Origin of the sequence: Sphingobium indicum BiD32 (assembly GCF_000382885.1) — a bacterium.
In the GTDB taxonomy this organism is placed as follows: domain Bacteria; phylum Pseudomonadota; class Alphaproteobacteria; order Sphingomonadales; family Sphingomonadaceae; genus Sphingobium; species Sphingobium japonicum_C.
Genome location: NZ_CAVK010000024.1, coordinates 63878 through 76271, shown reverse-complemented (window position 1 = coordinate 76271; position 12394 = coordinate 63878). Strand labels below are relative to the sequence as shown.

10 protein-coding genes are annotated in these 12394 nt (G+C 65.1%); 9 read left to right on the top strand and 1 reads right to left on the bottom strand.

Translation table 11 applies throughout. From position 1 onward, the window contains the following. The 9 genes from EBBID32_RS02650 to EBBID32_RS02610 all read left to right on the top strand — a co-directional run. Nucleotides 1-275: exosortase-associated EpsI family protein (locus tag EBBID32_RS02650; RefSeq protein ID WP_037488331.1), on the top strand; the 275-nt coding region annotated here is incomplete at its 5' end. Between the two features lie 10 nt (nt 276-285). Further along, nucleotides 286-2181: an XrtA/PEP-CTERM system amidotransferase gene (locus EBBID32_RS02645; protein WP_006950114.1), complete on the top strand. Its 1896-nt coding sequence runs from the start codon at nt 286-288 to the stop codon at nt 2179-2181. A gap of 235 nt (nt 2182-2416) precedes the next feature. After that, entirely contained in the window at nt 2417-3748 is a 1332-nt protein-coding gene (locus tag EBBID32_RS02640) for a sugar transferase (RefSeq protein WP_196805576.1), read from the top strand. Nucleotides 3749-3750: 2 nt separating this feature from the next. Further along, complete coding sequence (locus EBBID32_RS02635; RefSeq protein ID WP_006950108.1) at nt 3751-4878, top strand: glycosyltransferase family 2 protein; 1128 nt, start codon at nt 3751-3753, stop codon at nt 4876-4878. Nucleotides 4879-4940: 62 nt separating this feature from the next. Next, nucleotides 4941-5693, top strand: a complete 753-nt coding sequence (locus tag EBBID32_RS02630) for a class I SAM-dependent methyltransferase (RefSeq protein ID WP_006950107.1) — start codon at nt 4941-4943, stop codon at nt 5691-5693. A 14-nt stretch (nt 5694-5707) separates the two neighbouring features. After that, a complete protein-coding gene (locus EBBID32_RS02625; RefSeq protein ID WP_037488361.1) occupies nt 5708-6988 on the top strand; it encodes a hypothetical protein in 1281 nt (426 codons plus the stop codon). Continuing rightward, nucleotides 6985-8130, top strand: coding sequence for a glycosyltransferase family 4 protein (locus tag EBBID32_RS02620; protein ID WP_006950105.1), 1146 nt, complete (start codon nt 6985-6987; stop codon nt 8128-8130). The genes EBBID32_RS02625 and EBBID32_RS02620 overlap by 4 nt, the downstream gene beginning before the upstream one ends. After that, nucleotides 8127-8873 carry an FkbM family methyltransferase gene (locus EBBID32_RS02615; protein ID WP_006950104.1) on the top strand — a complete coding sequence of 249 codons (747 nt, stop codon included), beginning with the start codon at nt 8127-8129 and terminating at the stop codon, nt 8871-8873. Before EBBID32_RS02620 ends, EBBID32_RS02615 begins: the two co-directional genes overlap by 4 nt. 2 nt (nt 8874-8875) lie before the next feature. Then, nucleotides 8876-10618: a hypothetical protein gene (locus EBBID32_RS02610; protein ID WP_006950103.1), complete on the top strand. Its 1743-nt coding sequence runs from the start codon at nt 8876-8878 to the stop codon at nt 10616-10618. Here the strand turns inward: EBBID32_RS02610 and EBBID32_RS02605 are convergent, their stop codons facing one another. Then, the gene (locus EBBID32_RS02605; protein WP_037488359.1) at nt 10619-12286 is read right to left on the bottom strand and encodes an amidohydrolase; all 1668 of its coding nucleotides are present in this window, start codon (nt 12284-12286) and stop codon (nt 10619-10621) included. Between the last annotated feature and the right edge of the window lie 108 nt (nt 12287-12394).

Sequence of the window (12394 nt, the reverse complement as noted above, 5' to 3'; positions counted from 1 at the left end):
ATAAGAGACAGGAACAGATCACCGCGCCCGGACCCGTGGTCCGCCATGTCGTGAGCTTCTATATCGTGGGGCAGGGCGCGCCCACCGGCAGCCGACCCACGGTCAAGATCGAAACGATGAAAGCGCGCCTGCTGGGGCAGGACCAGCGCGCCATCGCCATTCTCGTGTCGGCGCAACAGGGCGAAGGCCATCCCGCCGACGCCGTGATCAGCGCCTTCCTGACTGATTTGGGCGATGTGCAGCTTTTGGCTGACCGCGCCATGGGCTTGCGCTAGGGCGGTTGCCATGTGCGGCATAGCAGGCATCTTCCATCTCGAAACGGCAAAGCCCGTCGATCCCGCGCGGGTGCGCGCCATGCTGGACGCGATGCCGCATCGCGGGCCGGACGGCAGCGGCATCTGGACCGCGCCGGGCGTGGGCCTTGGCCATCTGCGCCTCTCGATCATCGACCTGGAGGCCGGCGCGCAGCCGATGCTGACCGAGGATGAATCGCTTGCCGTCATCTTCAACGGCGAAATCTATAATTTCGGCGAAGTGCGTGCCGAACTGGAGGCCAAGGGGCATATTTTCCGCACCCATAGCGACACCGAAGTCATCCTCCACGGCTATCGCCAATGGGGTGAGGATTGCGTCCACCGCTTCAACGGCATGTTCGCCTTCGCCCTGTCCGATGCGCGGGCGCAGTCGCTCTGGCTGGTGCGCGACCGGCTGGGGGTCAAGCCGCTGCACTATGCCCTGCTGTCTGATGGCAGCCTGATCTTCGGTTCCGAACTGAAAAGCCTGCTCGCCCATCCGCTGCTGCGCCGCGCGCCGGACTTGAGCGCGGTTGAGGATTATATGGCCTATGGCTATGTCCCCGACGACGCCTGCATGGTCGCGGGCGTGCGCAAGCTGGGCGCGGGCGAAACACTGCGGCTGGTGCGCGGTCGCCCCTTGCCGCAGCCACAACGCTATTGGGATGTCAGCTTCGCCGACCGCTCCAAGGCCAAGCCTGAAGCATTGGAAGAAGAGCTGGTCGCGCTGATGCGGCAGGCGGTCCGGTCCCGCATGGTGGCGGACGTGCCGCTGGGCGCATTCCTGTCGGGCGGGGTGGACAGTAGCAGCGTCGTTGCGCTGATGGCCGAAGCGTCTGCCCAAGCGGTCAAGACCTGCACCATCGGTTTCGACGTCGCCGCGCTTGACGAAACCGCCTTTGCCGACCGCATCGCCCGGCGTTTTGCGACCGACCACCGGACGCGGATCGTGTCGCCTGATGATTATGGCTTGATCGACCGGCTCGCTTTCCATTTCGACGAACCCTTTGCCGACGCCTCTGCGCTGCCGACCTTCCGCGTGTGCGAACTGGCGCGGGAACAGGTGACGGTGGCGCTGTCGGGCGATGGCGCGGACGAGGCGTTCGCAGGCTATCGCCGCCACCGTTTCCAGATGCAGGGGGAGCGGCTGCGCGGCCTGATTCCGGCTTCCGTCCGTCAGCCACTGTTCGGTACGCTCGGCAAATATTATCCCAAGGCCGACTGGGCACCCCGCGCACTCCGCGCCAAATCGACCTTCCTGGAACTGGCGGGGGAGGGTGGGGACGCTTATGCCGCGTCGGTCGGGGTGACGCCGCACGCGCTGCGCCATCGCCTCTACAGTCAGGACATGAAAAGCCGGCTGGGCGCCTATCGCGCCGAGGACCGCTATATCAAGGCGATGGCCGACGCCCCCGCGCGCGATCCGCTCGACCGCGCCCAATATGCCGATATCCGCATCTGGCTGCCCGGCGATATTCTCACCAAGACCGACCGGATGAGCATGGCCGTCAGCCTGGAAGCGCGCGAGCCTCTGCTCGACCACCGGCTGGTCGAATTCGCCGCACGCCTGCCGGTCAACCAGCGCATCCGGGGCAATAGCGGCAAATATCTGCTGAAAAAGGCAATGGAACCCTATCTGCCGCAGGACATACTCTACCGCCAGAAAATGGGCTTCGTCACCCCGATCAGCGCCTGGTTCCGTGGCGCGCTGGCAGGCGAGGCGACGGCAATCGCGGGCGGATCTTCGCTGGCGCGTACCGGCTGGTTCGACACCAAAGCGCTCGCCAAAATCGCCGCCGATCACAAATCGGGCATGGCCGATCATGGGCGGTTGCTGTGGCAATTGCTGATGCTGGACAAGGCGCTGGTGCGATTGTTCGGGATTTAAATCCTCATAATCCTCCCCTTGTAGGGGAGGTGTCAGCACGAAGTGCTGACGGAGGGGTGTCGCCCTGTCGATAGCATGACACCCCTCCGGCTGGCCTGCGGCCACCCACCTCCCCTTAAAGGGGAGGATCAAGAGCCGGACGAAGCTGATCCTTCCCCCCTTGCAACCGGCCGCGCCGGGTGCCAACGGGGCGCATGGCGATAATCGGGGCGCACCAGTGACAGTCTCCAAGGAAATGGTCCGGCTGCGGCTCTATGCCCTGTGCCTGGCTGGCGACATGGCGGGTCTGTTCGGCGCGTTCCTGGCGGCCAACTGGTTCGTGCTGGGCGCATTGTGGGGGGAGCCGGGCAAGCCGCACGGAATTGTCATGTTCGCGATGATCGCGCCGCTCTATGCGCTGCTCGGCGTGCAGGGCGGCGGCTATGGCATTCACAGTCTGGAGAATGTCCGGCGCGGCATTTTCCGCGCTCTGCTGGCGCTGGCGCAGGCGGCGTTGCTGATGCTGCTGATCGTCTATCTGGGCAAGATCGCCGAACAGCTCTCGCGCCTCACCTTCATCACCGGGCTGGCGCTGGGCGCGGTTGCAGTGGTGCTGGTGCGGCTCGTTGTCGTGCGGTTGGCCAGGCATTTGCTGGGGGAAGTGCCGCATCTGACTGCCGTGATCATGGATGGCGTCGCCATCGAAACCGGCCCGCACATGCTGATCATCGAAGCGGATGCCGCCGATCTGCGCCCCGAACGGCATGATGCCGACATGGCGGCGCGGCTTGCCCAGGCGGTCGGCATGGCCGAACGGGTGATCGTCGCCTGTCCGCTGGACCGGATGGATGACTGGTCGGCGGCCCTTAAATCGCTGTCGGCGCGCGGCGAAATCGTCGTGCCCGAACTGCTGCGCTTTGCGCCTGCACGGGTCGATGAATTTGACGGCCAGCCGACCATCATCGTCGCGGGCGGCCCGCTCCAGTTTCGCGATCGCCTGATCAAACGCCTGTTCGACCTCATCGTCGGCGCGGTCGCCACCATCGCGCTGTCGCCGGTGCTGATCGTCGCCGCGCTGGCGGTAAAACTCACCAGCCCCGGCCCGGTCATCTTCCGCCAGCCACGCATTGGGAAGGACGGGCGATCCTTCCAGATTTACAAATTTCGCTCGATGCGTGCCGACGCCAGCGACCGCAAGGCCGAGACGCTGACGGCGCGCGACGATGACCGGGTCACCCGCGTCGGTGCCTTTCTGCGCAAGTCCAGCATCGATGAACTGCCCCAGCTTTTCAACGTATTGAAGGGCGATATGAGCATCGTTGGCCCACGGCCCCACGCTGCTGCGGCCAAGGCGGGCGATACGCTCTATTGGGAGGTCGATGCGCGTTACTGGGCGCGCCATTGCATCAAGCCGGGTATGACCGGCCTGGCGCAGGTGCGCGGTCATCGCGGATCGACCGACCATCATCAGGATCTGATCGACCGGCTGCAATCCGATCTGGAATATGTCACCGCCTGGTCGGTATGGCGCGACCTGCGCATCATCGTCGCGACGCTGGGCGTGCTGTTTCACCACAAGGCCTATTGAGTATGACCGACCTGTGGCTTGGCGCACTTCTTCTCGTCTCGCTGGTCGCTACATTGTGGCCGTTCATATTCTATCCGCTGATTCTGCGCACGCTGCCGACGCGCCCGGAACAGCCGGTCGTGGGGCCGGTTCCGACCGCCTCGCTGCTCTTCTGCGCCTATAATGAGGCCGATGCGATGCCCGAAAAGCTCGCCAATCTGGCGATGCTAAAAGGCGTGCACCCGACGCTCGAAATTCTGGCATTCGACGATGGCTCATCCGACGGCACTGGCGACCTGATCGCCGCGCAGGGCGATCTCGTCATGCTGATCCGTGGCCCCGGTCGCAGCGGCAAGGCGCATGGCATGAAGCAACTTGCGGCCCGCGCTCGCGGCGACATATTGATCTTCACCGATGCCAATGTGCTGCTGGACGGCCAGGCGATCGACAATCTGCTCGCCCGCTATGCCGATCCCGACGTCGGCGGGGTGCTGGGATCGCTCCAATATATTGGGCAGGATGAGAGCGCGACCGCATCTGTCGGCTCGCTTTACTGGCGGATCGAGGAGCGGCTGAAGGATGAGGAATCGCGCACAGGCAATGTGCTGGGCGCGGATGGCTCGATCTTTTCGATCCGCCGCAGCCTCTATCCCGATTTCCCCGACAGCGTGCTGGATGACCTGACCGTCTCTATGGTTGTGGTGTTTGCGGGCAAGCGGCTCGTCAAAGCGAAGGACGTAATCGCGCGCGAAAGGCTGGTGACGGCACGCAAGGATGAATATCGCCGCAAGGTCCGCATCGCTGCCCGCGCCTGGCACACCCACAGCCATTTGCGCCCGCAACTGCGCCGCATGGCCGCGATCGACCGTTTCAAATATGCATCGCGCAAGATCGTGCGCTGGTTTGGCGGGCTGTTCATCCTGACCGGTGCCGTCGCGGCGGGCGCATTGGCGATGCGCGTCTCGCCGATGCTCTACATGGTCGGCGCGCTGGCCGTGGCGCTGGTCATCTGGGCGGGCGTTCGCACCAAGCGTGGCCCGTTCGCGGCGCTGGTCGATGTGCTGATCGCCTATGCCGCCACCTTGCAGGGCGTCGCCAAAGCCATGACCGGCCGCACCGTTACCATCTGGAATCCCGCCAAGTCGCGCTGACCCTCTCGTCAAAGCCGTGCGATCTTGTATAGGCCGATACCTGTTCCCAGTCGGAGAATGACGTGATCACTGTTCAGCGGGTGGCCAAGGCTGTCGGCAAGCATCTGACCCGAACGGCGTTGAAGGCGCGCAAGGCGTTGGGTGCGCGCGCCAACCGGGGATGCCCGGCCTGTGGCGCAACCGTGGTCGGCTTCTTCCGCTATGGCGATAATGGGGAATGGGGCTGCCCGGACTGCGGTGCGTCGCCGCGCGAACGGCTGATGAACTGGCTGATCGCCCAGGGGACGCTGACCGTGCCGACCGATGCGGCGATCCTGCACATGGCCCCCAACGAAGCCAGTCTGGTCCGCCGTTTCTCGGCTGCTGCCGATTACAGACCAGCCGATCTCGATCCGGCACGCTACACCGTGCCGAACATGCACCGCGTTGACCTGATGGAACTGGCGGACGCCGATCGCTACGACCTCTTCTACGCCAGTCATGTGATGGAGCATGTTCCCGACGATATGGCCGTGCTGCGCAACATATTGCGGGCGCTGAAACCCGGTGGCGAAGCCTGGCTGATCGTGCCGCTGTGGTCCAAGCCGACCGAGGATGGCAGCTTCGCCATGCCCCCGCGCGAACGCGAACGGCGCTTTGGCCAGTGGGACCATGTCCGCCAATATGGCCCCGATTTCGCCGACCGCATCCGCGCAGCGGGCTTCGATCTGGAGGAAATAGACGCCGCCGGGATCGACGTCGCGACCCGCCATTTCTACGCGCTGGACGACCGGCTGTTCCGCGCCCGCAAGCCCGGTGGAGCCGCGACGCGGTGAGCATCGTCGCGCGGATGGAGGCGTCCGCCCGCATCCTTGCGCTGGTCAAGCTCGCCAATGTCGGCCTCGTGCTGATCTGGGGTTTCGCCGTCACCTTCGTGTTCGTGCGTGCGCTGCCGCTGGCGGAATTCCAGTCCTTCCTGCTGCTCGTCGCCTTCGGCAATTTCACCGTCTCGGCTGAATTTGGCCTGACCAGCATCATCTATGCCCGGCTGCGACGACATTGGCTGGGCGACGGCGAAGGCGACATAGGCGCGTTCCGTCTGGAGGAGATGGGGGTGTTGTTCCTCTTCCTCGGCCTGATCGTCGCGGGCGGTACGCTGATCCTGCTGGTCACACTGGCGGCAGGCTGGATCGGTACCACCATGCCATTGTTATTCATTCTCTTTTTCCTGTCCGCCTGCCTCAACCTGCCTGCCCTGCTGGCCAAGCGGGCGCTGGCGGCAGTCGACGGCAATTTCCTGTGGGAAGCGCTCGACTGCGGGCGGCGGGTCATCACCATCGGCCTGCTGCTGGCGATATTGGCGGGGCTGGACCCGCGCCTGTCGCTGGCGCTGCAACTGGTGGTCAGCATCCTTGTGATCGGCTGGGCCATCGCCCATGTCCACCGTCGCCTCAGCATGAAGTCGCGCCACTGGATCGCCTTCCGCGTCGGCGGCGGCCATGTCCGCGCGCATTATCTGCGCGACATAGGCGCGTCTGCTGCCTTCACCGTGTCGGACATCATCGCCTATAATGCGCCCTATTTCACCATTGCACTGGCGACCAGCGACGCGCGGCCGATGCTGCTGTTCGATTTCTTTTTCAAGATGTCCAGGTCGCTGTCGATGTTGGTCCGCGCCCTCGTGGAGGCCGCGCTCCCCCGCATCACCCGCGCCTATCATGCAGGCGACAAAGTGCGGCTGCGCCAGTTGCTCGGCCGGGCGCTGGGCGCGGCGATGCTTTTTGCGCTGGCGCTGTCCGCCGTGTTGCTGAGCGTCGGCGACTGGCTGTTTGCAATCCTGTTTGACGGTCGCGCCAGCATCGACCGTGCCGACTTGGTGCTGATCGTCGTCGCGCTGCTGGCTCTCGCGCTGCTGTGCGTCTCGGTCTATGTGCAGGCCGCGCTGGGCCGTTTTTTCCATCTTCTCAGCCGTTCGCTTCCCTTCCTCGCGGGATCGCTGCTCAGTGTTCCGCTGGCGCGCCTGCTCTGGCCGGAGCGGTTCGATCTCGCTTTCCTGGGCCTCTACGCGCTGACCCTGCTGCTGGCAGCGGCCCTGCACGCCGTCTCCCTGCGCCGACTGGTGCGGTCATGAAGGTGGCGATGCTCGATCCATCGCTCTTCACCGGGCGCTATGACGACAGTCTGTCCGCGGCGCTGGCGGGGGAGGGGGCGGACATTACCCTGCTTGCCCGCCCGATGCGCACGACCGATGCGATTGGGTCGCAGGGCTACAGCTACAACCCGCACTTCTTCCGCCGCAGCGAAGCTTTGCGCGACCGGCTCGGCGAAGGTCGGGCCTTCCGCTTGGCCAAGGCGGCGGAATATGGCCTGTCCTGCGCGCTGGGCGACCTGACGCCGCTCACCAATGCCGATGTCGCCCATGTCCAGTGGCTCCCGCTCGCACCCGCCGACCTGTTGATGCTGCGCCGCCTGAAAGGGCGCGTCGCGCTGGTCCACACCGTCCATAATGCCGACGCTTATCATGCCGATGCCGGGGTGCAGGGCCGGGGCTATCGCGCGTTGCTCGACCAGTTCGACGCGCTGATCGTCCATGGCGAAACGACCCGCGCGGCGCTGGTGGAGCAGGGCATCGACCCGGCGCGCATCCATGTAACGCCGCACCCGCCGATGCGCCTTGCCGCCGCCACCCCCGCAGACCTCGCCGCCATTCCCGATCCGGTCGTTCCGCGTATCCTCTTCTTCGGCACGATCCGCCCGTATAAGGGCGTCGACCTGCTGGTCGAGGCGTGCCTCCAGCTTTGGCAGTCCGGCCACGCCTTTGAACTGGTGCTGGCGGGCAAGCCCTTCATGGATGTCGCGCCCCTCCTCGAAAATGTCAGCGCAGCCGGGTTCGCCGGCCGCCTTCGCACCGATTTCGGTTTCCTGACCGAAGGCCGCCTCGACGCGCATATGGCGAAGGCCGACATCATCGCCTTCCCCTATCGCCACATCGATTCGAGTGGCGCGTTCCTGTCAGCGCTGCACCATGGCAAGGCGATGGTGACGTCGGACGCCGGCATGTTCGGCCAGTTGCCTGATGTGGTCGCGGTCCGGGCACCAGCGGGAAATGCGCCAGCGCTCGCCCAAGCCCTCTTGCCGCTGGTGCAAAGCGCCGCCATCAGGCAGGAACAGGGTGCGCGCGTGCGCGCCTATGGGACGAAAATGGGGGACTGGAAGGATATGGCGGTGGCGACGATCGGCATCTACAAAGCAGTGCTGGCCGCGCGCGCATGAACCGCTACGTTCGTGAAGCCTGCGACCGCCTGCTCGCGCTGCGCCTCGCGCTGGCCGGGCGCGTGCATCAATATCCCGAAATTCAGGCCTTGAAGCGCTTTTTGGCGGCGTTCCACGTCGACTGCCTGTTCGACGTTGGCGCCAATCGCGGCCAATATGCGACCATGGCGCGCAAGGATGCGGGCTATCGCGGCCTGATCCTGTCGTTCGAGCCGAACCCTGCTGTGTTCGCGGAACTGCAACGGCGGGCCGCGTCGGATCGCCACTGGCATATATTCAACATGGCGCTGTCGGACTTTGACGGCACCGCCGATTTCAACATTATGGCCGCCGACCAATTTTCCTCGCTCAAGACCCCGTCCAATACGCAGGACGATATTTTCGCGAACCGTAACAAGGTAACGCAGACGGTGGCGACGCCCTGCCGCCGCCTCGACACGCTGCTGCCTGAACTGGTGGCGCAGCATGGCTTTACCCGGCCGTTCCTGAAGATGGACACGCAGGGCCATGACCTGTCGGTCTGCGAAGGCGCGGGCGCGGTGTTGGCGCAGATGACTGGCGTGCAAACCGAACTCGGCGTGCGGCCCATCTATGAAGGCGGCACCGGCTATCGCGCGATGATCGACTGGCTGGAGGCGCGGGCGTTCGTCCCGTCCGCCTTCTTCGCCAATAATAAGGGGCATTTCCCGCTGCTGGTCGAAATGGACGGCATTTTCGTAAACCGGGCGCTGGTGCAGGGCTGATCATGGGAGCCGCCGCGTCCTTCGTTAGTGCGCGTCGCCTGTTTCTGGCAGGGGCGATCGGCCTGACATTGTGGCTGGGCGCGACCTTCCTGTGGCATGTCACCTATCGGCAGGGGATCAGCCTGGCGGTCATCCTGTTTCTCGATCAGGATTTCCCCGCGCTCATCGTCCCGCTGCTGCTGCTGGCGCTGGCTGCGCCCTTTGCCGAGGGGCGCGGGATCATCCTGCCGCGCCCGACCGCGCGGATCGTCGTGCCGCTGATCGTGCTGATGGGTCTGGCGGCATGGGCGGGCCATTATGCCCTGTTCCAGGATTATGCCATTTCCCGCGATGAGGAGGTCGCCCGTTTCGCCGCCGCCTATATGCGCGAAGGGCTGTTTGCCCGTCCGATCCCGGTCGAATGGGAACCCTATCGCCGCGCGATCATGCCCGAATTCTTCTCCCCCTTCGGGGCGGCGGATTATTGGACGGCGGCCTATCTGCCCGTGAACAGCGCGATCCAGGCGCTGTTCTGGCAATTGGGCGATCCCAATATGGCCGGGCCGGTGCTGCTGATCACCGGCCTGTTCGCGCTCTGGCGCGTGGCGCTGCACCTGATGCCCGATCGGCCGGATGCGGTGTGGGTGACGGTGCTGCTGGGCTGTTCGTCCAGCCAACTCTGGATCACGGCGATGACGCCCTATGCCATGACCGGTCATTTCGCGCTCAACATGGTGTGGCTGGCGCTGGTGTTGCGCGGCGGGGTGATCGGCCATGTCAGTGCGGGGCTGGTCGCATTGATCGCGGCCGGGCTGCATCAGTGGCATTTCCCGCCCATCTTCATCGCCCCCTTCATCCTGTGGATGCTGCTGGCGCGCCGCTGGACGGTCGCCGCCTTCCATGCGCTGACATTGGTGGCGATCGTGGTGGTGTGGGCCAAGATCTGGCCGGCTTTCCTGCTCGACATGCTTGGCGCACCCGCCGATGTCCGCCCTTCCGCCGGGGTGGCGGACAAGGTCGGCAGCCTCTTCCAGCGGCTGGGCGATCGCTGGCAGCCGCTGGTCAATCTCAGCCGCTTTGTGGCCTGGAACAACATCCTCATGGTGCCGCTGGCCGCGCTCGGCATCGCCGCGATGCGGTGGCGGCGCGCGATCGGCGGACAGGAAATTGCACTGCCGCTGGCGCTCGGCTGTGTGGCGGGATGCGCGCTGGCGCTGGCGCAGGGCTATGGCTGGGGCTTTCGCTATGCCCATGGCTATATTGGTCCCTTCTGCCTGCTGGCGGGGCTTGGCTGGGCAAGTTTCCGGCCCCAGGGGGCGCTCCGGCCGCTGGTCATCGGCCTGTTCATTACCGGCCTTGCCAGCATCTTCCTGGTCTGGCGCACCCATGAATTTGTCGCACCCTATGCCGCCAGTCACCGGTTGATCGATTCCAGCCAGGCCGATGTCGTCCTGGTCGATCCGCGCGGAGGCCTTTACGTCACCGATCTGGTGCGCGGTCGCAACGGCGTGCCGGGCAAGCCGATGGTGATGAATTTGGGGATGCTGACGCTCGATCAGGTTGACGAACTATGCGCATCCTATGTCGTCGAACTGTTCGACCGCGCTGAATTCCGGCCGCTCGGCGTTCCGCTGGCGCGCTGGAATCTCGGTCGCATGGACGCCCTGCGCGCGCATATGAAGGAAGAAGGCTGCGACAAGCCGGTCCAGCCGCCGCTTCCCGAAACGTTTGAGGATGCGCTCAACGCCGCCGACAACGCGATGTAATCACTGCCCCTTCACATAGACCCGCTTGCCGCCGATCCATGTTTCCAGCACTTGCGTCGCGCGAATGTCCGCAGGCCGCGCCGTCGAAATATCCCGGTCGATCAGCAGGAAGTCCGCCCGCTGGCCCGGCACCAGACTGCCGAAGCGCTTTTCGGCAAAACCGGCATAGGCCGCCTGACGGGTGAAGCCATCCAGCGCCGCCTCGAAACTCACCCGTTGCTGTGGCAGCCAGCCGCCCAGCGGTTCGCCTTTGGAATCCTCCCGGCTCATGGCGACGGCGATGCCGGGGAAGGGATTGGGACTTTCGACCGGCACGTCGGAGCCGAAAGCCAGCGGAACGCGATTGTCCAGCATTGCCTTCCACGCATAGGCACCCGCCAGCCGCGCATCGCCCAGTCGCGCGGTCGCCATGCGCCAGTCGGACGCTTCATGCACCGGTTGCATCGACGCGACGATACCGAATTGGGCAAAGCGCGGCAGGTCGGCAGGGCTGACGATCTGCGCATGTTCGATCCGCCAGCGCCGGTCACCCTCATAGGTTTCCGACAATTCCTGAATCGCGTCGAGTATCTCGCTGTTCGCCGCGTCGCCGATCGCGTGAGTAGCGATCTGGAAATTGTCCATCGCCGCCCGGCTCATGATATTGCGCAATTGCGTGTCGGCAATCATCGGCAGACCGCGCTGCCCCGGCGCGTCCGCATAGTCGGCCTTCAGCCACGCGCCGCGCGACCCCAGCGCCCCGTCCAGCACCAGCTTCACCCCGCCCAGCCGCAGCCTGTCGTCATACAGCCATGGCGTGGGTTCCGGCCCGGCGATCAGCGTCATATTCTCCAGCCCCGCCGCATAGGCCATGATCCGCACGCGCAGCGCGCCGCGATCGGCCGATCGGCGGAACGCCTGCCAATCCTCTATGCTGGTGCCCATGTCGGCAATGCCGGTGATCCCGGTCGCCAGCAGCGCGCGCTGCGCCTTTTCAAAGGCGATGTCGCGGTCCTTGGGCGCAGGAGCCGGGACGACCCGTGCGATCAGATCCATCGCCTTATCGACGAACACGCCAGCCGGCTTGCCCGCGGCCATTTCGATCCGGCCGCCGGCGGGCGCTTTCGTCGCGGCCGTCACGCCTGCCGCGCGGATCGCGGCGCTGTTGGCCCATCCCGCATGACCGTCCACCCGCTCCAGCCACACCGGAATGTCGCTGACCGCGGCGTCCAGATCGGCGGCGGTCGGGAAGCGGCCGAGACCCCATTGTTCCTGGTTCCAGCCCGTGCCGATGATCCATTTGCGCCCTGCGCCATCCTGCGCATAGGCGCGAATCTTCGCCTGTGCCTCGGCCAGCGATGTCGTAGTCGACAGGTCCAGCGTGATGAGCGACAGGCCCAGTCCCATGACATGCCCATGCGCGTCGATCAGGCCGGGGATCAGCGTCTTGCCGCCAGCATCCATCCTGAACGACAGTCCCTTGGGCCGTTCGGGCCAGGGCTGGCCCTTCTTGGGCTTTTTGGGTTTATATTCCGGCTCCTGATAGCGGTCGGGCAGCAATTTTTCGACCTTGCCCTCATCGTCGATCAGCAGCGCGCGGAAATGCACGATCCTGCCATTGGGATCGACCGCCATGCCGTTCACATTGTCGATCACGCCCGATGCGATGGCGGGGAGGGTGAAGGTCATGGCGGCGAGGGCAGTCACCCACCTCGCCAATCCGCGCTTCCTTCTGTCATCCCGGACTTGATCCGGGATCCAGGACGCCACGCACAGCGCGGGAGACTCTGGATCCTG

Bases quoted from the DNA above. Each gene is read 5' to 3' on its own strand.
- EBBID32_RS02605 (WP_037488359.1), bottom strand. From the start codon at position 12,286: ATGACCTTCACCCTCCCCGCCATCGCATCGGGCGTGATCGACAATGTG.
- EBBID32_RS02645 (WP_006950114.1), top strand. From the start codon at position 286: ATGTGCGGCATAGCAGGCATCTTCCATCTCGAAACGGCAAAGCCCGTC.
- EBBID32_RS02620 (WP_006950105.1), top strand. From the start codon at position 6,985: ATGAAGGTGGCGATGCTCGATCCATCGCTCTTCACCGGGCGCTATGAC.
- EBBID32_RS02635 (WP_006950108.1), top strand. From the start codon at position 3,751: ATGACCGACCTGTGGCTTGGCGCACTTCTTCTCGTCTCGCTGGTCGCT.
- EBBID32_RS02640 (WP_196805576.1), top strand. From the start codon at position 2,417: ATGGTCCGGCTGCGGCTCTATGCCCTGTGCCTGGCTGGCGACATGGCG.
- EBBID32_RS02625 (WP_037488361.1), top strand. From the start codon at position 5,708: ATGGAGGCGTCCGCCCGCATCCTTGCGCTGGTCAAGCTCGCCAATGTC.
- EBBID32_RS02615 (WP_006950104.1), top strand. From the start codon at position 8,127: ATGAACCGCTACGTTCGTGAAGCCTGCGACCGCCTGCTCGCGCTGCGC.
- EBBID32_RS02610 (WP_006950103.1), top strand. From the start codon at position 8,876: ATGGGAGCCGCCGCGTCCTTCGTTAGTGCGCGTCGCCTGTTTCTGGCA.